The sequence below is a fragment of the Dokdonia sp. Asnod2-E02 genome, assembly GCF_045063915.1.
GTDB lineage: Bacteria > Bacteroidota > Bacteroidia > Flavobacteriales > Flavobacteriaceae > Dokdonia.
This window is the reverse complement of sequence record NZ_JBEFNX010000005.1, coordinates 1,990,591-2,011,251: the sequence shown is the minus strand read 5'-3', so window position 1 is coordinate 2,011,251 and position 20,661 is coordinate 1,990,591. Positions and strand designations below refer to the sequence as shown.

Annotated in this window: 18 protein-coding genes; 5 read left to right on the top strand and 13 right to left on the bottom strand. The window is 36.7% G+C overall.

Annotation, left to right across the window (positions count from 1 at the left end):
- Window positions 1–32: 32 nt before the first annotated feature.
- From ACJJVM_RS09175 to trxA, 5 genes are all read right to left on the bottom strand, one after another.
- A complete protein-coding gene (locus tag ACJJVM_RS09175; RefSeq protein ID WP_405211489.1) occupies window positions 33–1,544 on the bottom strand; it encodes a carboxypeptidase-like regulatory domain-containing protein in 1,512 nt (503 codons plus the stop codon).
- Window positions 1,545–1,679: 135 nt separating this feature from the next.
- Window positions 1,680–1,844, bottom strand: a complete 165-nt coding sequence (locus ACJJVM_RS09170; RefSeq protein WP_193352747.1) for a hypothetical protein — start codon at window positions 1,842–1,844, stop codon at window positions 1,680–1,682.
- A 5-nt stretch (window positions 1,845–1,849) separates the two neighbouring features.
- On the bottom strand, window positions 1,850–2,272 hold the full coding sequence (locus ACJJVM_RS09165) for a hypothetical protein (RefSeq protein ID WP_405211488.1): 423 nt from the start codon (window positions 2,270–2,272) through the stop codon (window positions 1,850–1,852).
- A gap of 27 nt (window positions 2,273–2,299) precedes the next feature.
- Window positions 2,300–2,899: a thiamine phosphate synthase gene (locus ACJJVM_RS09160; RefSeq protein ID WP_405211487.1), complete on the bottom strand. Its 600-nt coding sequence runs from the start codon at window positions 2,897–2,899 to the stop codon at window positions 2,300–2,302.
- Window position 2,900: 1 nt separating this feature from the next.
- On the bottom strand, window positions 2,901–3,197 hold the full coding sequence (trxA, locus tag ACJJVM_RS09155) for a thioredoxin (RefSeq protein ID WP_405211486.1): 297 nt from the start codon (window positions 3,195–3,197) through the stop codon (window positions 2,901–2,903).
- A gap of 158 nt (window positions 3,198–3,355) precedes the next feature.
- Between trxA and ACJJVM_RS09150 the strand changes: the two genes are divergently transcribed.
- The gene (locus ACJJVM_RS09150) at window positions 3,356–3,505 is read left to right on the top strand and encodes a hypothetical protein (RefSeq protein ID WP_405211485.1); all 150 of its coding nucleotides are present in this window, start codon (window positions 3,356–3,358) and stop codon (window positions 3,503–3,505) included.
- A 41-nt stretch (window positions 3,506–3,546) separates the two neighbouring features.
- On the opposite strand, the gene acs is transcribed toward ACJJVM_RS09150, so the two are convergent.
- On the bottom strand, window positions 3,547–5,457 hold the full coding sequence (gene acs, locus ACJJVM_RS09145) for an acetate--CoA ligase (RefSeq protein ID WP_405211484.1): 1,911 nt from the start codon (window positions 5,455–5,457) through the stop codon (window positions 3,547–3,549).
- A gap of 322 nt (window positions 5,458–5,779) precedes the next feature.
- Between acs and ACJJVM_RS09140 the strand changes: the two genes are divergently transcribed.
- Window positions 5,780–8,008, top strand: a complete 2,229-nt coding sequence (locus ACJJVM_RS09140) for a response regulator (RefSeq protein WP_298349122.1) — start codon at window positions 5,780–5,782, stop codon at window positions 8,006–8,008.
- A 279-nt stretch (window positions 8,009–8,287) separates the two neighbouring features.
- Window positions 8,288–8,620 (top strand): single-stranded DNA-binding protein, encoded by a 333-nt coding sequence (locus tag ACJJVM_RS09135; protein ID WP_405211483.1) that lies wholly within the window; start codon window positions 8,288–8,290, stop codon window positions 8,618–8,620.
- Between the two features lie 440 nt (window positions 8,621–9,060).
- On the opposite strand, the gene ACJJVM_RS09130 is transcribed toward ACJJVM_RS09135, so the two are convergent.
- Window positions 9,061–10,119, bottom strand: coding sequence for a redoxin domain-containing protein (locus ACJJVM_RS09130; protein ID WP_405211482.1), 1,059 nt, complete (start codon window positions 10,117–10,119; stop codon window positions 9,061–9,063).
- Window positions 10,120–10,424: 305 nt separating this feature from the next.
- Here ACJJVM_RS09130 and recQ point away from each other — a divergent pair, with 305 nt between their 5' ends.
- Window positions 10,425–12,530, top strand: coding sequence for a DNA helicase RecQ (recQ, locus tag ACJJVM_RS09125; RefSeq protein ID WP_405211481.1), 2,106 nt, complete (start codon window positions 10,425–10,427; stop codon window positions 12,528–12,530).
- 27 nt (window positions 12,531–12,557) lie between these two features.
- On the top strand, window positions 12,558–14,000 hold the full coding sequence (locus ACJJVM_RS09120) for an SLC13 family permease (RefSeq protein ID WP_405211480.1): 1,443 nt from the start codon (window positions 12,558–12,560) through the stop codon (window positions 13,998–14,000).
- Window positions 14,001–14,029: 29 nt separating this feature from the next.
- Here ACJJVM_RS09120 and ACJJVM_RS09115 read toward each other — a convergent pair whose 3' ends face one another.
- The 6 genes from ACJJVM_RS09115 to ACJJVM_RS09090 all read right to left on the bottom strand — a co-directional run bounded on the left by ACJJVM_RS09115 (window position 14,030) and on the right by ACJJVM_RS09090 (window position 20,587).
- Window positions 14,030–14,542, bottom strand: coding sequence for a GTP cyclohydrolase (locus ACJJVM_RS09115; RefSeq protein ID WP_035334799.1), 513 nt, complete (start codon window positions 14,540–14,542; stop codon window positions 14,030–14,032).
- A 21-nt stretch (window positions 14,543–14,563) separates the two neighbouring features.
- Window positions 14,564–15,145, bottom strand: a complete 582-nt coding sequence (locus ACJJVM_RS09110) for a methyltransferase domain-containing protein (RefSeq protein WP_405212191.1) — start codon at window positions 15,143–15,145, stop codon at window positions 14,564–14,566.
- Window positions 15,146–15,272: 127 nt separating this feature from the next.
- On the bottom strand, window positions 15,273–17,057 hold the full coding sequence (locus ACJJVM_RS09105) for a YfiR/HmsC family protein (RefSeq protein ID WP_405211479.1): 1,785 nt from the start codon (window positions 17,055–17,057) through the stop codon (window positions 15,273–15,275).
- A 6-nt stretch (window positions 17,058–17,063) separates the two neighbouring features.
- Window positions 17,064–19,766, bottom strand: a complete 2,703-nt coding sequence (locus ACJJVM_RS09100) for a TonB-dependent receptor domain-containing protein (RefSeq protein ID WP_405211478.1) — start codon at window positions 19,764–19,766, stop codon at window positions 17,064–17,066.
- A 10-nt stretch (window positions 19,767–19,776) separates the two neighbouring features.
- Window positions 19,777–20,157 (bottom strand): response regulator, encoded by a 381-nt coding sequence (locus ACJJVM_RS09095; RefSeq protein ID WP_299151083.1) that lies wholly within the window; start codon window positions 20,155–20,157, stop codon window positions 19,777–19,779.
- Complete coding sequence (locus ACJJVM_RS09090) at window positions 20,147–20,587, bottom strand: response regulator (protein WP_298349148.1); 441 nt, start codon at window positions 20,585–20,587, stop codon at window positions 20,147–20,149. Before ACJJVM_RS09090 ends, ACJJVM_RS09095 begins: the two co-directional genes overlap by 11 nt.
- Window positions 20,588–20,661: the final 74 nt, after the last annotated feature.

The window sequence follows — 20,661 nt, the reverse complement described above, 5'->3', positions numbered from 1 at the left end:
ATTATCTTAATTATGATTTGGGAGGTGAATTGTTACTTACTTTCTGACTTAAAGCTCTGTATGGCCGCATTAGGCTCCATAATGGTGTACCCTTTCCAGAAATTAGGATCATAGTTAGGTAAGTAGGTCGCTTCTAGCTCTTCACTCTCTGTTACATTTTTATAAGCAGGCTCATCTATTACGACAGAGTTAAACACGACAAGCTCTTTTTTTGAGTAACTCGTAGTTGCAAACTCTATCTCCATTGCAACTTCATTTTGTTTTCTTCGGCCTGCTACGTTTTTATTTTTTTCGATGATTTTAAGTGGTCTATCTATCCCTACTTTCTCACCATCTTCTAGTTCCATATATCGCAGTGAGTAGCCTCCATTTTCATCTTTTGCATAGATGCTCTTGCCTCTATACAAGTACTTTTTATAGCTTATCCCGAACATCCCAAAGCTAGAGAGCTTACGCACATTCTCATACTCTAGACGCATTACCGCATAGTCTTCTGTATTAATGTACAGGGTGCCTTTAAAATCTTTTCTTCCCTTAGGTTCAAAATCTATCACATAAACAATAGCATCTCCTATAGATGTAAATTCTCTTTTTGTAAAACGATAACGGTTGGACTTTGTTAAAAAATCTAGCTTTGTGTCCTCTTTATAAAACATCGCCTCAAAGAGATCAGAAAGATCAGACTTTATACTCGCTGTGATGGCTTGTTCTTTATCATTTTCTTCTTGCTCTGTATCTACCTCAATTTTGAGTCCGCCGTTTGAGCTCCCCATCTTTGTAGAGTCGTCTACTTCTATGGTTGTGCCTATAATTCCAGATTTGATTTTAAAATATGAATCTGCTTTTACATTCTTCTCTACAATCTCTTCCAGTCTTTTACCAAAACTCTCTACACCTACATCCTTCTTACTTTTATCATAGAGCTTTGCCGCTTTATCAATAACAAGTTTTTGTTTGTTATAGTTGCCAGCAAGCATACCTACAGACTCGCTGTAATAATCACTTTTCTTTTCGACCGCTCCCACCAGGCTGTCCATAAATGCTTGATTAAACTCTGGAATGGTTGTCTTTTCTACCTCAACATCCATTTTATCCATAGTATTAGACGCAGATTGTCTAAAAAATATTTTTTTCTCGGTAAGTGTGTTGGGATAATTTGTGGCAATATTTTCTTTTACACGCGCTATAATATCTTCTACCTCTAGCGGATTATTGGTAAGAAAAACATTGTCTAGCTCGTTAGTCTTTACCTTTAATTTTATAATTGTATCTCCTAACTTTTTAGGTAAAATAGCCACCTCCTCATATCCCATAGAAGATATATATACGGAGTCTTTAAGACTTGCTAGTTTACGTTCTCCTATGGTAAAGATGCCTTCCTCATTTGTAATGGTACCCGTATTTTTAGATAGCTTTACAGTGGCAAACGGGATAGGTTCATTAGTACGCGCGTCGTGTACTGTTGCATTAAATGATTGTGCAACTGCTGCAGCTGCATATGTACCTATAAGGAGTGTTAAGATAAATTTTATAAGTGCCGTCATAAGATTGGTATTTTATATATATAGACGCAACAAAAATTAAAATGGTTGCCTAGGTTTTTATAAAGACGCTACAAAAGCTTAATTGTTACCTAAACAATTAACTATCAACAAAAAAAACATCCCGTAGGATGTTTTTTATTCTTCTTCACTCTCTTTAAGAGCTTTCATTTTTTCTTTGGCAACTTTAAGTCGCTCTTGGCTCGCTTCTCTTTTTTCGCGCTCTTTCTTTTTCTTGCGATCCATAAGTTTAGAATGCTTTGCCTTATTCTTTGTGTTTTTTGGTGTTCCTCTTTTTGCCATCCTTCTTATATTGATTCTTCTTTACAGATTTTACCAGTTATAACGTGCCCTTTTGCTCGACCATTTCCTTCTGCTTGAAATGTAGCACAATTACCTTCAAAGGATATCATAGTTACAGTAATAATCATATTAATTTCCTCTTCGGTCATTTCAACATTAACAGGAGGAGTTTCTTTGCTAAAAACTATAGTGTATGAGCAGTCATCTATCCAACTTAGGTTTATTATACTTTCCTCTATAACTCCATTAAAATTTAAAATTTCTGTTTGTTGATTTCCTTTTCTTACAATAGTTGTACTAGGTATAGTATCACTACCTGGAACAACAAATGTGCCCTCTCTAAAATCGCTGCAACTTAATGTTTCTTGAGCATTTAAGCTTACAGTAAACAAGTATAGTGGTAATAGTATTAATAGAGTTTTACGCATATCAGAACTTTGTCGCAATTTACTAATTTATATAGCCTCTTTAAAAGCTTCTTGCATTTCTACAAATGCAGCCACAGGGTTTTGTGCATTCCATATACCTCCCAGAGCGCCTACTCCTTTAAAGCCAAGTGCCACTGCCTCCGGCGTGGTTACAGCATTAATACCTCCCATCCCTACAATACACTTCTCGCTAGCTCGCACATTAAACCCACGACCTTGCATATCACTTTTTGAAATAGCGGCAAAAACGGGACTTAGAATTGTGTAATCAAAAGTTACAGACTGAGTTTCTAGATCTTCTAACTCGTGGTATGATGATGATACTTTTTTATTCGCTTTCGCGAAAGCGGAAACATACCCTTCTAACCGAGTTTCTTGAGCTCTCCACTTTGCTTCTTCAAGATGCACACCACGCAAGTCAAACTTCTTACAAAGCTCCTCGTGATAGTTATGAGTCATTATACGGTTGTGATACTGAGCGTCTACTCGATTGAGGTATGTAATATGTTCATCAAGGCTTGCTTCAGGTTTTCTAAAATGATAATGTGTTAAACCTGCTTCAAATAAATGATGAAGCGTCTCTATCTCATCTGGGGTGGTTTGCTCTGGAGAAATTAATAAAATCATATTATGATTTATTAATGATATCAACCAGTGCCGTCTTGTCTAGTACACCAGACTGTCTCCAGACCTGTTTTCCATTTTTGTACAATATCATTGTAGGTACCCCGCGCACTTGATACTTTGCTGCTAGCGGTTGGTTTTTATCTACATCAATCTTTACAATTTTTACACCATCTCCTAGGGTGTCTTTTACTCGTTCTAAAATAGGTCCAAGCGTTTTACACGGCCCGCACCAAGTAGCAAAAAAGTCTACCAGCACAGGAGTGTTAGAATTTATGATATCAGAAAATGAAGATTTCATAGCAAATTTTTTTAGTAGTACAAAGTTAATCTATCTTACTACAACCACACTCACTTACCTTCTTTTACACTTATTAACAAGTAGAGGTTAAAGAGTTTTAAAAGTATGGCAAACACTATTTTATGAATGTATCTTGAAATAAACAAAAAATAAGAATTATGAGCAATACAACACCTAATCTCGAGAAAACTAGTAAAAAAGAACAAGCTATTAATCTAGAAGCTACTCACGGTAAAGCAATAAATCATCAAGTAAAAGATAAAAAAGAGTACGTACAACCTAGAGATAACCTCAATGATAACAACTAGAATTTATAAAAAGTCCTAAGTACAACTACTTAGGACTTTTTTTATAGTAATGCATTATCCTTTATAGTCGCTACAACTTCTGGATTAAGTAGTGTGCTTATATCTCCTAGCTGCTCGCTCTCGCCACTAGCAATCTTACGGAGTATTCTTCTCATAATTTTACCAGACCTTGTTTTTGGCAATCCTGGTGTAAATTGAATTTTATCCAGTTTTGCAATAGGGCCTATACGTTCTGTTATAAGCTGGTTAATCTCCTTACGCACGTTATCTTGATCTCTACTCTCTCCTGTTTCTTTAAGAATCACATACCCGTATAAGGCATTACCCTTTACATCGTGAGGAAAACCTACGATGGCACTCTCTGCAACAGCTGGGTGCTCATTTACGGCATCTTCTATAGGTGCGGTACCCAGGTTATGTCCAGAGACAATAATAACATCATCTACACGACCAGTTATTCTATAATAACCTGTTGCATCTCTTAGGGCGCCATCACCCGTAAAATACCTGTTCTCATAGGCGGTAAAATAAGTTTCTTTATATCGCTGGTGATTACCCCATATAGTGCGCGCCATCCCTGGCCAAGGAAACTTAATAGTAAGACGGCCGTCTACTTGATTGCCTTTGATTTCGGCGCCATTTTCATCCATAAGTGATGGTTGTATCCCTGGTAATGGTAATGTTGCAAAGGTGGGTATAGTAGGTGTAGCATATGGAATAGGACTTATCATAATGCCTCCAGTTTCGGTTTGCCACCAGGTGTCTGCTATTGGGATTCCTTTTTTACCTATATTTTCATCATACCAGTGCCACGCTTCTTCATTAATAGGTTCTCCTACGGTTCCTAAAATTTTAATACTTGATAAGTCATACTTAGTAACATTATCAAGACTCTCTTTAGCCAGCGCACGTATAGCCGTAGGTGCTGTATAAAATTGTGTGACTTTATGTTTTTCTACAATTTGCCAGAATCTACCCCAGTCTGGATAGGTGGGTACACCCTCAAACATTACTGTAGTTGCCCCATTTGCCAGTGGTCCATAAATGATATAGCTATGACCCGTAATCCAACCTATATCTGCCGTACACCAGTATACATCTCCTTGTCTGTATTGAAAAACATTCTTAAACGTATATGCACTATATACCATATATCCCGCTGTGGTATGCACCATCCCTTTAGGCTTACCCGTAGATCCAGACGTATAAAGAATAAAGAGAGGGTCTTCGGCATTCATAAGGACTGCCTCACAGGTTGCACTTGCTTTTTCTAGTAACGGCTGTAACCAGTGATCACGGCCTTCTTTCATTGCGACTTCTGTATGTATTCTTTTTACAACGAGCACACTGTCTACACAAGGTGTTTCTGCAAGTGCTTCATCCACGATACCTTTTAAATCTATGGTTTTCTTACCTCGATAAGAGCCATCACTCGTGATTACTAGCTTGCAAGAAGCGTCATTTATGCGTGTACTAAGTGCTGTACTAGAAAAACCAGCAAACACTACAGAGTGTACCGCACCTATACGAGCACAGGCGAGTACGGCTATAGAGAGCTCTGGTATCATAGGTAGATATATACATACACGATCACCTTTCTCAATGCCCTGATCTTTTAACACGTTTGCAAATTTGCACACGCGCTCGTGCAGTTGTTTATAAGTAATGTGTTGTGCTTGCTCATCTACATCATTAGGCTCAAAAATGATAGCCGTTTTATCTCCCTTGGTATACAGGTGCCTATCTATACAGTTTTCTGTAATGTTGAGCTGTGCCCCTTCAAACCACTTTATCTCTGGCTTTGTAAAATCCCACTGCAAGACACTATTCCACTTTTTTCTCCAGACAAAGTTCTCTTCGGCTATTTCTTCCCAAAATTTTTCAGGTGTATTTACAGACTTTCGGTAGACTTGAAAATACTCTTCTAAGCCCTTAATGTGATAGTTACTCATAAGCTTTCTAATTACAGATAAAAGATATGGAGGAATTTCTTAATACAGAAAGGATTTTTTACGCTTTCGCGAAAGCGTAACCACTATCGCAACATTAGTCTAGTTGCTAAATAACAACAATACATTCTCACACAAAAAAAGACAAATAACCAAATTACTGAGATTGAGATATTTGCAAAAATTATTGGAAAATTACAAAAACGTATGTTTTATCGATAAAATGTAGTATTTTCAAGATATAAATCCTAAAATCAATCAATTACGTATGTTTTGATTACACGAAAATGGCAATAACTACTTTCAAAGTCCCAAATCATAAAATATGCTAAGACTAACCATTTTACTTTTCGCATTTTTCATTTTTCTACAACCATCTATTTCTTTTGGTCAAGACATATTCTCGCAAGAAGATATCTTAATGCTTCAAGAAAAAGAGCTTACAAAAGAAGAGATCAACTCATATTTACCTCTCGTTCTAGAGCTATTTAATGAATCTAGTTATGAAAAAATAATTGAGACTGTTCCTTACCTTATTAAAAATGCCCAACGCTTAGAAGAAAATGCACTGGCCGCGCGGCTAAGAAGTGCTTTAGGCAATGCTTTTATACAAGTAGACAACACGCACGGAGCCGAAGAGCTCTTTACTAAAAGTCTTGAAGAAAGTAAACGCACAAATGATACATATGGGATTGTTACCGCATACTTAAACTTAGGTAACACATTTTTTGACCAAGATCCAAAAAAAGCAATTGGCTACTTTGAAAAATCCTTAGAGCCTAGCAACGACATCAAGGATAAAACGATGGTTCATTTTATAGCAAATAACAACCTTGCTGAGCTGTATGTGACTATGGATGATCCTGAAAATGCTCAAGTCTATCTTGACAAGGCAAAGGCTTTAATAGAACTACATAACTTTAATGGTAGAAGGCAAAACTTTGAAAGCACCATCTATTATGTACAAGGAGGTATTTACCTGCTTAAAGACAAACCTCTTGAGGCAGTAAAATCAATTACAAAGTCTATCGAAATAGGCGGTGATAAGCAAGATGACAATTATAAAATTGATAATTATAAAAACCTGATGCAGGCGTATGAGTCACTGGGCAGGTACAAAGAGATTAACGAGGTGCGTAAGGTATATGACGCCTTAGTTGAAAAGCGATATGAAGCCAATAAAATTAAACAAGAAAAAAATGCTACTTCGCGTTTTAATCTCAACAAATACAAACAAGAACTAAGAGCATCAGAGTTAGAAAATGACTTAGCCACCCAGATGGCTCAGAAAAATAATTTATTACTTAATACTGCACTTGCAATAGGGGTAATCTTACTTATTCTAATAGGCTCCCTATTATATGGAAGAACAAAAAGAAACAAGCTGTTACGAAACCTGAGAGCAAAAAACAGACAATATCTTAAAGCAAAGAAGAAGTCTCAAAAACTAGCAAGTAGTAACACTAAATTTCTATCTACTATAAGCCACGAGTTAAGAACACCCCTGTATGGAATCATTGGCCTATCCTCTGTTTTTTTAGAAGATCCTGCACTTAAATCGCATAAAGATGATCTCAAGTCATTAAAATTTTCGGCAGATTATTTACTGGCTTTGGTAAATGACATACTGAGTTTAAATAAATATGACTCTAAGGAAGGTGAGCGCATACAGATGTCAAATTTTAGCTTAGACAGATTAATACATCACATAGGGCAAAATCTAGAGTTTATTAATAAGAAAAATAACAATAGTTTTCATAGCATTATAGCTCCAGAGATTCCTAACACATTGTACGGTGATAAAACAAAGATATCACAAGTGCTTATGAACTTAATGAGTAATGCGAGCAAGTTTACAGAAGATGGAAACATAACTATTAAGGCTACCCTTATCAAGCAAGTAGGTAAAGTACACAGCATATTATTTGAAGTAAAAGATACCGGTCAAGGTATACCAGAAGAAGAGCAAGCAAACATCTTTAATGAATTTGCCCAAGTAGAAAACCTACCTACACAAGAAGGAACAGGCCTAGGATTACCTATTGTAAATAAGATTTTAAAAATACTAGGAAGTAAACTCTCATTAGAAAGTAGCCCCAACAAGGGTTCAAATTTTTACTTTGAAATAGATCTTGAGACCGGGAGTGAAGAACACGTAGAAGCTCCATTTGAAATCTCAGGTTATGATAAGCTTAAGGGTAAAAAAATACTTATTGTAGATGATAACAAGATCAATCAAGTAGTTACCAAAAAAGTTCTCGAGCAATATAGTATTGAAAACAATACGGCTAGTAACGGCCTAGAGGCTGTATCTATGGTACAAGAAAATACGTATGACTTTATACTTATGGATATTAATATGCCAGTGATGAATGGTATAGATGCGAGTGTAGCCATAAGAGAATTTAATACCACAACACCTATTATAGCATTAACTGCAACAAACTATAATAATGGATGTAATGAGCTAGGCAAGCACGGTATAAATGATAGTATTTTAAAACCTTATAAGACAGAAAAGCTTCTTGCTTTACTATTGCATCACCTATCATAACATACTTACAAATTGTATAAAACAGACTTAATAACTAATCTATGTAATTGATTATAAGCAATTTGCTTTGAAATCTGATAGGAAATTTATTCATTTACAAATGCTTACAATCATTTACAAGCGACTATAAACGTAAGTAAGCGTTTACCTTTCGTATGGAGGTTGTTTTATGTTTCATATTTGCACTGTTCACAAGAACGATGATTTTCTTGGGAGTGACTCAAGAAAGAACTGAAACTAATTTGGCAGGCTTAACCTGCTCAAGAAAACAATTTTATTATGAATGCATTACGCAACAAAGTACAACTTATTGGACGTTTAGGTCAAGCTCCACAAATCACAACTTTCCCAGACGGAAACAAAATTGCCAACTTCTCTATGGCTACAGATGATTCTTATAAAGACAAGAATGGACAAAAGATAGAGCGCGCTTACTGGCACAACATCGTAGTACGTGGTGGCCTTGTAAAAGTAGTAGAGAGCTATATACAAAAAGGGCAAGAAATTGCTATAGAAGGAAAACTTACTAACCGCACTTGGGAAGATAAAGATGGTATAAAAAGGTACACTACAGAGATTGTGTGCAATGAGTTATTAATGCTTGGAAAATAATTATCGATGAAAGTTTGAAATTGATTTCTTTTTGGCTTTTCAAATTTGAATTAAGTTGCACATTTAAAAAGCAAAATATGCAATAAGAGATGATTATGATTACAATAAAGATGATTTAGATAATCACCCAGACAAGCTCAAACCGAATAATTATAACTACTGGAATTCACGAGGAGAAGACAATCCTAATTCTTATAACTAAAGGCAAGATTTGATATCTTGCCTTTAACATTTATGAAGACACCAAAAACTGTTTTTGAGATAATCCTTTTTATTAACGCCCGAGTTTAGGAACTTACCTTAGTAAACTTCCCGTGAGCAGAACTGTTCAGTTTTCTAAAACTACATTAGATGTATTGTTTTCAATTTCTCTGGGGCTGTCTCCTTAATAAAATTTAGCCCTGCTTGAGAAAGAGTTAGACTTTAAAACAGGAAAGTCTTTACTTGGCTATGGTTTTTCTGTCAATGGTTATTGAATCCAAGACTTTTCTTAATCTCTCCAAACTCATATCATTTGCGATTACTTTTCCTTTTTCATCAACTAAAATATTATACGGAATAGAAAATATTCCATACTTATTTGCCAATTTTCCTTTAAGACCTTGCGTATCGATTACATTTTCCCAATTTGGTTTTTCTTTTTGCATAGCTTTAAGCCAATCTTCTTCTTTCTCATCGATGGATACGCCAAGAATTGTCACTCCTTTTTCCTCAAAATCATTTTTTATAATTGTCAATTCTGGAAATTGTGCTATACAAGGTTTACACCACGAAGCCCAGAAATCAATAAATAATATTTGTTCTCTAAAATCCTTAGTACCTACTAATTTCTTTTCTTTATTAGGCAAAGTAAAATCATAAATTGAATCATTGATTTTTACTATGTAATCTGGGAAAGCTTTAGCCTTAATAATTTTTACAGAATAAGGACTTTGAAACTCAATGTTAAGTTTGTTATATAATTGTTCAATTTGTTCTGTACTTAAAATAGTATCATATGTCATTTCAGAGAGTAAATCACCAGCGTATCGATGCTTTGGGTTTTGCTTTAATATTTCTTGTAATTTATTATATAATTTGATATTCCAATTTTTATTTGAGCTGTACTCATTTTTAAATTCTTCAAAATCTTTTCTAATAACTGAGCTATTTGTACCAGAAGTCTTTTTAATTACAATCCAATCCATATTATACCCTTTGATTTTCTTTTTTGAGATTGCTATTTCAGTTTCTATTTTTTCATTTTCAAGATAAAAACTATTTTCGCTTGCAGACATATTATTTGTGCTGTAATACGCACTAATTGGATAAGAGACAGAACCGTTAAAAAACGCTCTTCCATTTGTTATTAACGAGCTATCTTTTTTTTCATCATAATTCAAGTATAAGTATCCGTTATAATCTCCATTTACTTTCACATCAAGACTAAATTCATTTGATTTATCTTTTTTACAAGAGATAACTAAAATTGCTACTATCAGAATTTGAATATATTTCATAAGTTTATTTTAGATTATTGTCAACTTTTAGCTTACGAGTAGTATAGAAAATTTTAAATACGACTCATTCAATTTAGCTGATGACACTTAATTATTTTTTATCTTCAAACTTAACGATAAAAAAGATACACAACAGAGATTGTGTGCAATGAGTTGTTAATGCTTAGTAAGAATAACTAGTAGCTTATCACTTAGTTTACAGTCAGATATATGCGTCATCAATTTTATTTATATGTCTGGTTGTAACTTAAGTCTCCATCATAAAATAGGAGTATTAAAATCATACATTGAGTACCTTTGTCGCAATGACAAATTCTGCACTACCCACACAACAAGATTTACATAAATTACTCAAAACTCACTTTGGTTATGATGGCTTTAGACCTAACCAGCAAGAGATTATTGAGTCCATTTGTAATGGGCAAGATGCACTAGTCATAATGCCTACGGGGGGTGGTAAGTCTATGTGTTTTCAACTGCCAGCACTAGCGCTTGATGGGGTTGCCCTCGTGATCTCACCGCTTATTGCTTTAATGAAAGATCAGGTAGATGCTTTGCGAGCAAATGGCATTAAGGCAGCCTATTATAACAGTACACAACCACCAGAGGAGACGCAAAAGGTACTGTCAGACCTACAGCACAATGCGCTAGATCTTATTTATGTGGCTCCAGAAAGTTTACAACTATTAGACCCCGTACTTTCTACAATAAAGATATCACTCATTGCCATAGATGAGGCGCACTGTATCTCATCTTGGGGACACGATTTTAGACCCGCATACACACAACTAGGGTATTTAAAAAGACGTTATCCAGAAACACCACTTGTAGCACTCACGGCAACTGCAGATAGGTCTACGCAAGATGACATTGCACAACAACTTAGTATCCCACAAGCAAAAAAATACATCTCCTCTTTTGACAGACCTAACCTCTATCTGGACGTGCGACCAGGTCAAAAAAGAAACGAGCAAATTCTTGACTTTCTAGAAGATCACCCTTTTGAGAGTGGAATCATTTACTGTCTATCAAGAAAAAGCACAGAAAATCTCGCGGCCAAACTTAAGAGCAACGGGCACAACGCTGCCGCCTACCACGCAGGTATGAGTGCAGAGCAACGCTCAAAAGTGCAAGAAGATTTTATAAACGATACCACACCTATAATTTGTGCCACTATTGCCTTTGGGATGGGTATTGACAAGAGTAACGTGCGCTGGGTGATACACTACAATATGCCTAAAAATCTTGAAGGATATTATCAAGAAATAGGTAGAGCTGGTCGTGATGGCTTACCCTCACACACCGTGCTTTTTTATAGCTATGCAGACACGATGCAGCTACGCCAATTTATAGATGGAGCAAAAAATGCCGACTACCAGATGGCTAAGCTAGATCGTATGCAGCAATATGCAGAGGCACTAAGCTGTAGGCGCAAGGTTCTCATAAATTACTTTGGCGAGTTCTTATCGCAAGACTGTGGCAACTGTGACATTTGTAAAAATGCACCCGCATATTTTGACGGCACCGTACTTACTCAAAAAGTACTTTCCGGGGTGGCACGTATGCAACAAAAAGAAGCAATGGGTACCGTGATAGACGTTTTACGAGGTTCTCAAAATGCCCAAGTGTATGACAAAGGGTATCAAAATATAAAAACTTACGGCGCTGCAAAAGATGTCTCTTGGCGAGATCTTCAGCAGTATGTGATACAAATGATTAATCAAGGGTTGTTAGAAATACGCTTTCGCGAAAGCGGAAGACTTCTCCTCACACCGCTTTCTAAAGAAGTTTTATACGACGGTAAAAAGATACAACTCGCAAAACCTAGTAAGGAGAAAGCCAAACCGATTACTAAAGAACGTAAGCCTAAAAAACCAAAAGGCTCTCTTTTTGAAAAACTACGAGAGCTAAGAGCTGAACTAGCTAGAGAGGCAAATGTTGCGGCTTATATTGTATTCTCAGATGCGTCTCTTAAAGATATGGAAGACCAAGAGCCTGTGACTCAAAAACAGTTTTTAGACATACAAGGTGTAGGGCAAGCCAAAATGGAAAAATATGGCGCCGACTTTTTAAAACTCATCAAAGAACACCTTAAAAAACCAAAACCTAAAAGCGGTAGCAAAACGTATCTCGAGACTAAAAACCTCATCCAGCAAGGCCTCTCACTTGAAGAAATTGCAGAGACTCGCAAGCTCACCATAGGCTCTGTGTATAATCACCTCATAAAGCTGCACGAAGAGGGTATGGAGATAGATTTTTACCAGTTCATACAGCCCGTAGAGGTCAAGCAAGTACACGACGCCATCTTAAAAGTGGCAGATACAGACAAGCTTAAATCTTTTTATGAATACTTCAAGGAGGAGATGCCGTACTGGAAAATAAGACTTGCGCTATTTTTAAAGGGTAGGTAGTTTTCTTTTTTACCTATTTTTAGGGTTATGAAAAAGTTTACGCTTTCGCGAAAAATAGGTTTTATCACAGGCCCGTTACTTTGCATTCTCATACTGGCATTGCCTTTTGATATTATCAACCCAGCGATAGATAAAGTGGTTGCCATTGCCGTATGGATGATTATCTGGTGGATTACAGAAGCTGTTTCTATTTCTGTAACCGCGTTAATCCCGTTAGCATTGTTTCCACTACTTGGTATAGGTACTATAAAAGAAGTTGCAAGCAACTATGCAAACCCTATTGTGTATCTGTTTTTTGGAGGATTTGTCATCGCGCTAGCACTAGAAAAAGTACAACTGCACAAGCGTATTGCGTTATCTATTCTTAAAATTACGGGCACAAAGGCAAACGGTATCATCTTAGGTTTTATGATTGCCACTGGCCTTATGAGTATGTGGATTTCAAACACAGCAAGTACTGTAGTGATGCTGCCCATAGCTGTATCTGTTATACAGCTCCTTATAGATGACGAAGATGGATTTACAAAAAACGACCGCAACTTTGCGCTTAGTATTATGCTAGGTATCGCCTTTGGCGCAAATATAGGTGGGATGGCGACCTTGATAGGCACACCACCTAACTCTGTAATGCTTGCCTTTTTAAATGAAAGTTATAATGTAGATATAGGCTTTTTTCAATGGATGAAAATGGGTATTCCCTTTTCTATCTTATTGATGACTATCACCTACTTTATGATTACCCGCGTCTTTTATCGCAACGGTTTAGGCACCATAGGTAAGTCTGCAAATATTATACAAACCGAACTGGATAAACTAGGTCCTATCTCAAAGGGTGAGAAAGTAGTGTTAGCCATATTCCTCATTACCGCAATCTCGTGGATGTTGCGCTCGTATTTAAACAACCTGCTACCAGATATTACCCTTACAGACACAACCATTTCTGTCATTGCCGCACTACTTATGTTTATAGTACCTATTGATTACAAGAAAGGTTCTTTTCCGCTCAATTGGGAAGATACTTCGCGATTACCTTGGGGGATTCTCATTCTCTTTGGTGGTGGTCTTGCACTCGCTTCTGGACTAGCGCAATCTGGTTTTATAGATATGATAGGAGATTACATCTCACAGCAAGAAGACTGGAGTATGTGGGTAGTAACTGCCGTGCTTATTTTCTTAATGCTCTTTATGACAGAGTTAATGAGTAATGTAGCCCTCGTGACCATACTCGTACCTCTTGTGGTAGGTATTGCCATCGGGATGGATGTACCTATGCTACAGATGGTCATTCCCGTAACTCTTGCTTCTAGTTGTGCTTTTATGCTCCCTATGGCCACACCACCTAATGCGATTGTATTTGCTAGTGGTCACGTACGCGTAGACCAGATGGCACGTGTGGGTGTGGTTTTAAATCTCATCTCTGTAGGGTTGCTGTTTGCACTGGCGTATTATGTAATACCGGTATTGTTTTAAAGTTACGCTTTCGCGAAAGCGTACTCACATTACAACTCCGTAGGTTGAATACCACTTACACGTATGCCGAGGTCTGTGAGTGTTTTGGTTTTCTTTTCATTACCAGTAATCATCGTGATGGAATTTACCTCTAGATGTTTCAAAATCTTTGCTGCTGCCGAAAAGTCTCTATTGTCTTTATGAAAACCTACGGCCTCGTACGCATCTGCCTGCGGCATACCTTGTTTTTTGAGCGGTAAGGTATTGAGGAGTGCATAATGACCATTTCCTTTTCCTTCTTGCTCTAGCCAGATTACAATGCCCTTTCCTGCTCGTTCTATAAGTTGCTGTGATATTTCCATTTGCTCACGGCAATCACACTCTATACTATTAAAATGGTGAGCAAAAATGCACGAGGAATGTACCCTACAAAGCACATCTTCTGCTCCGCTCACATCTCCCATCACTAGCGCGTGAGACTCCTTGATACCGTCATAAAAGAGTATCTCTTTATAGGTGCCATATTTGGTTTTAATAGTTCCTTCGGCGAGTTGTACAATCATTGTGTTGTGGTTTTTACTAGTTTACTTTTTTACCATTTTGATAAATAACTCCTTATCTGCACGAGCAGCTACTGATTTATAGGCAGTCTCCATTTTTTGAATGTCAAAGTGTTTTGAAAACAAGTTTTCATATTCTGTAGTGCTTCCTCCGTATGGCGGACCTTTCTCAGTAAGAGGAAAGTTAAAAAGTAAGCCTACGAGCTTCCCTTCAGGTTTAAGCAATGTATGCATATGTGTAACATAAGCAGGTCTCAAATCTGGCTGCAATGCGCAGAAAAACGTTTGCTCTAAGATTACATCAAACTGACCGTCATACGTAAAGAAATCTTCTTGTATGAGTTGCGAACTAGGAAAATCTGGCACTCGCTGTTTCAAATTTTCTAATGCAAGTTGAGAAAAGTCTACTACATACACATTTTTAAACCCCTGCTCCCAGCAGTACTGGGCCTCATAGCTATAACCGCCACCAGGGATTAAAATTTTAAGCTCCTTATTTTCTAATTGATCGAGGTAGGCTTTGATAGATGGAGAGACCTCTTTTAAGTCCCAGCCTGTACTTCCCTCAGCATAGCGATTATTCCAATAGGTTGACGTGAGTTCCATCATTTAGGCTTTAGGTTTAATACAACATCTAGTGCATAGCAATTTAAGTAAATTACTGGTAGTAGGTTTTAAATGTAGTGTGTTTTGCTTGTGGTTACGCTTTCGCGAAAGCGTAAAAAGACCCCAATTATATACCGTAGGGTATTGTGAAGTAAAAGCTAGTCCCTTTACCAAGCTCTGAGTCTAGCCAAATGCTTCCCTTATGGATACTTACAATCTTTTTACAGTGTGCAAGACCAATACCGGTTCCCTCATACTCATCATTAGTATGTAGTCGCTGAAAGATGGAGAAAATGCGATCTTGATGTGCTTGATGTATACCGATACCATTATCTGAAAAAGAAAACTGCCACATACCTTGTGATGGGTTATCTACATTACTCACTTTTGTTGTGTTTATATTGAGAATGGGGCGCCTGTCTTCTGGGCAAAACTTGAGTGCATTTGTAATTAAGTTTTGGAACAACAAGCGCAGCTCTACTTCAGAACCAGATACCACTGGCAGTTGTGTATAATTTATAGTGGCACCTGTGCGTGTTACAAGTGATGTAATGTCTTTCTCTAAATCTTGCAGTACTTTATGAGTGTCAACCTGAGTAAAAACTCTTGTTTTACCTATTCTAGAATACTCAAGAAGCATATTTATAAGCTTAGCCATACGATCACTTGCTTCTTCTATAAATTCTAGACTCTGTAGACCCACCTCATCAAACTGTTCTCCATAATCTCCTCTTATGAGGCCTATAAAGCTTGAAATAGTATTAAGAGGTTCTTGTAAATCGTGACTGGCTATGTATGCAAATTGTTCTAGGTCTTCGTTTTTTTGACTCAGTTCTTCTTTTTGCTCAAGTATGGTTGTATTCTGTATGGTGAGTTGCTCTATAAGTTTCTTTTTTGTGCGGTAATTCTTGTAGAGTACAAAACCAGCAATAAGAAATAATAGTGCTATACCCGTTAAGAGCCAGTTTATGGTGGCTCTTAGATCTAACTCTGAAGATTGCTCGAGTAACACCTTTTTTTGATCACTTATATTTACTTTTTGAACCTCAATGCTGTCTTGCCTAGTCTCAATTTCTTTTGCACTATTTCTTAAAGTAACTTGTTGCTCGTCTAACTCTATAAGTTGGTTTTTAACTTTATCTTCAAGCTCTTGAGTAATCTCTTGAGTCTTCTCAATGGTTTTCTTTTGTTGCTTATCTGTCTCTTGTAATTCTTGTATGGAGCTATCTTTATATTTTACAATCTCTTGTATTGTGTCTATAATCTCATTTTGGCTCACTAGCTCTTGCTCTTGACGGTTTATAAGTTCGTCCTTTTGCTTAGCATTTTCGAGAACCGCTTGAAGAGAATCTTGTGCTTCTTGAAATAGCGCTTGCCACTTTTCTGAACTAGCAATCGCATAAGACTGTAAGGAAGGAGCAATTATAAAATCGTTCTTGTTTAACAAACCTTCGTTAAGCTGGTGTCTAAAGGTATCACCCACGCTTACAATGTTAATCATAGAAGAGTTAAATAGGTAATCTTCTGCAATAACTAGAATCCCTTTATTTTCCAAGGACTGTAAGATGTACGGCATCTGGTAGTTGTACTTTCTATTTACATAAAGTACGTCTACATCTTGAATATCTTTAATGGATAAAAAGTTTGATACAGAGACTTGCCTCTCTTGTATTTTCCTTTTTTGAGCCATAGCCCTAAGATCTATAAGAGTTCTATCTGGTCCTAATACGCCTATTTTAAAACGCTCTTCCAGCTGCTCTGGCCAGCTTACTTGCTGCGCAATATTAAATATATAAATAGCTCTTTGTACCCTTGAGACTTGACTGGTATTTTGCTGTGCACTCATAGAGGCAAGTGCCCCTAGAAAGAAGATGATTATTACTGATTTTAGAAAACTACCTCCTCTCATCATAAGTCACTACAGCTTGATAGCTACCTTTACAAAATAGTTTGCTCCTTGTACCCCAAACTGGCCAACCCTTCTACTATAAACAAAATTACCATTACCAGTATTTGAAGAGTGTGTATGTTTATCTGGATACACATTTAAGATATTGTTGCCACCTATAGCAGCTCTCACCCTTGAACTAAACTGATAGTCGACAGATAGATCTGTAATTATCTTGGGAGAAAATTTTTGATCTCTAGACTCTATGGTGCCCGTGAAGTCATTTACAACCCAGTTTTCTGGATTTGCATCTTCTGGATGAAAATATTCTACCGGTCCGAATAGTGTGTTATTAAGTTGTATCCTAAATTTTTGGATGTCATAAAAATTTCTAAAACTAAGTTTATAGCTAGGCTGCCCTTTTTCTAACCTTCCTATCTCTTCTCTATTAAAAATCACCTCCTCTGCTCCCTCAAAAGCCTCTGGAACTCTAATGTCGCTCCCTACTTTAGTATTGTTTACGTTGAAGCCTAGAGAACTTTCTATATTACCTAACCCTAGAGATTTTTTAAATACAACAGAGGCATCAAAACCTGAGGTTTTTGTGTCTATAGCATTTGTAAAGAACTGAGCTGCTCCTACTCCAAAAGGATCAAGAATATTCTCATAACCCTCTGCAATTCTACCAGAAAGAACAATTCTATCTTTTATAGAAATATAATAGTAGTCTAGAGATACAGAAAGGTTTGCATTTATCTTACTACTTAGACCAGCACTGTAGTGATTAGACAGCTCTGGTCTTAATTTATCTACGTTAAAAGCTTGGGCAGTAAGTGCACTCTCGTTATTAAACGTACCCACTTGTACAATATCACCATCAATAAACTGAGTACTTATATTTTGAAAAAACACTTGATGTAGCGATGGGGCTCTAAAGCCTGTCGCAACACCTCCTCTTATACTTGTGTTTTCATATACCTTATAACGTGAGGCTAGTTTCCATATAATTTGATTCCCGAAGTTGTTATAATTTTCATTTCTTGCTGCTCCTTGTACTAACCACTGGTCTGTCACATTTGCCTCTACGTCCACATAAAAAGAACTATTAGTTCTAAATTTATTAAGCTCATTGTCTGGTTGAATTCCTGGGAAAACCTGCGCTCCTGCTATTCGCGGTATTTCTTCTCCGTCTTGATTTATAAAAACGCTACCTCCATCTATATAGGAGGCTTCTTCTCCCGCTCCTATCTGGTAATTTTCTACTCGAAGCTCTGCTCCAAAAGAAAAGTTAAGTCCAGAACGCCAGTCAAAGGATTTAGAAAGATCAATGTTTGATGTATTCTGACTGTATAAAAACCCTCCAGCATAAAAAGTAGTGGGTGATGCTACCCCCATTGATGCATTGTTTGAATTATTTACCGTATAATCTAGAGAGTTTTTGCCTATAGAGTGGCTAAAGTCTATAGTCCACTCACGCTTAACTCCTTTGATACCTAATGTAACCGCATCATCTTGAATATCTGTAAGTATTTGAGGTGAAAATCCATTAGCAAATAAATCTGTTATCACACGATCCTGATCTTTTGGGAATCTATAAAAACCAGCACTTTTACCTTCTCTATAATTTCTTCCTCCATTAAGATATACCTGAGCACTGTCTGACACTTTAATCTCACCATTAAAATGGATTGCAAGATTTTGGGTCTCTGCATTTCCTATTTGCATTACCTGTCTATCTGAATAACCTGTTTGATTATAAAAATCATTCTGTTCAATGAGGTTAGCATCTTCTTCTGGGTTATCTACATAGACACTACCTGTATAATTACCTGCTCGGTTTGTAGCCTCTCTTTTTCGGTACTCCCCTGTTAGGTTCAAAAAGCCTTCTTCACCTATTTTCATCCCAAAATTTGCTCCCGCAAACTGAGTGAGACCATCGCCCTCTTGATTAATTTTCACCAAATTATCAAGTGTGATAGCATTAGTCTGTTTCTTTAATACGATATTAATTACTCCAGCAATAGCATCAGATCCGTATTGTGAGGTAGCCCCGTCTCTAAGGATCTCCACTCTTTCAATAGCACTTACTGGTATGGCATTAAAATCTGTTCCCACAGCACCTCGACCTATCGTACCATTTACATTAAGAAGTGAGCTGTTATGTCTCCTCTTACCATTTATTAAAACAAGTACTTGATCTGTGCCTAGACCCCTTAAAGTTGCAGGATCTATATGATCTGTACCATCTGCTATGGTTTGATGTGTTGAATGAAAAGATGGTGCTAGATAATGTAAAATTTGACTTAACTCTATTTGAGAAGAGTTTGTAATTTGCTGAGGCGAAATAATATCTACAGAGGCTGTGTTCTGAAATGAAGAGACTGGGTCTGATCTAGTACCGAGAGAAATAGGCTCATCTGCCGAAAAACCGGTTTCAAGTTTAAAATTTATCTCCTTTGTTTCTCCCGCCTTTACGACCACAGTACTGTACTGCACGTTATACATTACAAAACTTGCAGATAGAATGTATTCTCCTTCATCTACTTCAAAAGAAAATGCGCCATCAATGTCTGTTTTTGTAGATTTATTGTAGCCTTCTATAGACACAAGTGCCCCAGGAAGAACACCATAACTATCTGTTACAACACCCGCAATCTTTGCTCTAGTCTGACCAAAACTTAGCGCGCTTACAAAAATAAATAGTAAGAATAATAACTTGTTATACCGTGACATTACAGAATATTTAAACTAAAATCATATGATCAATTACCTCTTCTAGCATCTCTTGAGATAACATTTTTTTCTTAACACCTTTTACAAAAGGATAGCTTGCAAGTTTATCTTGTTCTGCTTGTCTAGGCATTGTTGCAAGCAGTAAGATTATAGGTGTTTGGTTTAATACTCTTTGCTGGTAATGTTCTAAAAATTGCCAGCCGTTCATCACAGGCATATTAATATCTAAAAAAATCACATCTGCAGTATAACCGCTATCAAGTATGCTGACAGCTTCTAGTCCATTACTAGCTAATTCTATCGAAGAAAATTTATTTGATCTCTCTAATACAACTTTGTTAAAATATGAAACAGGCTTACTGTCGTCTATTAATAAGGCTTTATACTTCAAAGTTGAGTTTATTTATTTCTTGTGACCTGAAAGAAGTGTCATTTACGGTTTTCAAAACACCGTCGAGTATGTTAAAAGAAAGTGGCTTATTTATGAAATCTCTCACTTTATAATTTACTATAGATTTCTTGACGTGCTCTGGATTTGATGAACTAGAAAGGATAATAACTTGAATGTCGCTTCTAAAATCAGCATTGAGTTGCTCATAGTGATCTAGAAACTCCCAGCCATTCATAGCGGGCATATTAATATCTAAAAATATGATGTCTGGCTTGACTTCTTCTCCAGATACAACTTGATCTAAAAATAACAAACCATCTTTTCCGCTCTGTACTGTTTTGACATGTTCAAATTCCGAGTGGCCTACAACAACTCGTTCATTAAAAAAATTTACAGCTTTGTCGTCATCTATTAAGAGGACTCTTTTCATTATAGGGTATTCTAGGGGTTGGGTATGAAGCAAATATCAAAAAAACATTATTCCCAATACAACTTAGCTTGAAA

Coding starts and splice junctions, on each gene's coding strand:
- ACJJVM_RS09175 (WP_405211489.1), bottom strand. CDS start 1,544: ATGACGGCACTTATAAAATTTATCTTAACACTCCTTATAGGTACATAT.
- ACJJVM_RS09170 (WP_193352747.1), bottom strand. CDS start 1,844: ATGGCAAAAAGAGGAACACCAAAAAACACAAAGAATAAGGCAAAGCAT.
- ACJJVM_RS09165 (WP_405211488.1), bottom strand. CDS start 2,272: ATGCGTAAAACTCTATTAATACTATTACCACTATACTTGTTTACTGTA.
- ACJJVM_RS09160 (WP_405211487.1), bottom strand. CDS start 2,899: ATGATTTTATTAATTTCTCCAGAGCAAACCACCCCAGATGAGATAGAG.
- trxA (WP_405211486.1), bottom strand. CDS start 3,197: ATGAAATCTTCATTTTCTGATATCATAAATTCTAACACTCCTGTGCTG.
- ACJJVM_RS09150 (WP_405211485.1), top strand. CDS start 3,356: ATGAGCAATACAACACCTAATCTCGAGAAAACTAGTAAAAAAGAACAA.
- acs (WP_405211484.1), bottom strand. CDS start 5,457: ATGAGTAACTATCACATTAAGGGCTTAGAAGAGTATTTTCAAGTCTAC.
- ACJJVM_RS09140 (WP_298349122.1), top strand. CDS start 5,780: ATGCTAAGACTAACCATTTTACTTTTCGCATTTTTCATTTTTCTACAA.
- ACJJVM_RS09135 (WP_405211483.1), top strand. CDS start 8,288: ATGAATGCATTACGCAACAAAGTACAACTTATTGGACGTTTAGGTCAA.
- ACJJVM_RS09130 (WP_405211482.1), bottom strand. CDS start 10,119: ATGAAATATATTCAAATTCTGATAGTAGCAATTTTAGTTATCTCTTGT.
- recQ (WP_405211481.1), top strand. CDS start 10,425: ATGACAAATTCTGCACTACCCACACAACAAGATTTACATAAATTACTC.
- ACJJVM_RS09120 (WP_405211480.1), top strand. CDS start 12,558: ATGAAAAAGTTTACGCTTTCGCGAAAAATAGGTTTTATCACAGGCCCG.
- ACJJVM_RS09115 (WP_035334799.1), bottom strand. CDS start 14,542: ATGATTGTACAACTCGCCGAAGGAACTATTAAAACCAAATATGGCACC.
- ACJJVM_RS09110 (WP_405212191.1), bottom strand. CDS start 15,145: ATGGAACTCACGTCAACCTATTGGAATAATCGCTATGCTGAGGGAAGT.
- ACJJVM_RS09105 (WP_405211479.1), bottom strand. CDS start 17,057: ATGATGAGAGGAGGTAGTTTTCTAAAATCAGTAATAATCATCTTCTTT.
- ACJJVM_RS09100 (WP_405211478.1), bottom strand. CDS start 19,766: ATGTCACGGTATAACAAGTTATTATTCTTACTATTTATTTTTGTAAGC.
- ACJJVM_RS09090 (WP_298349148.1), bottom strand. CDS start 20,587: ATGAAAAGAGTCCTCTTAATAGATGACGACAAAGCTGTAAATTTTTTT.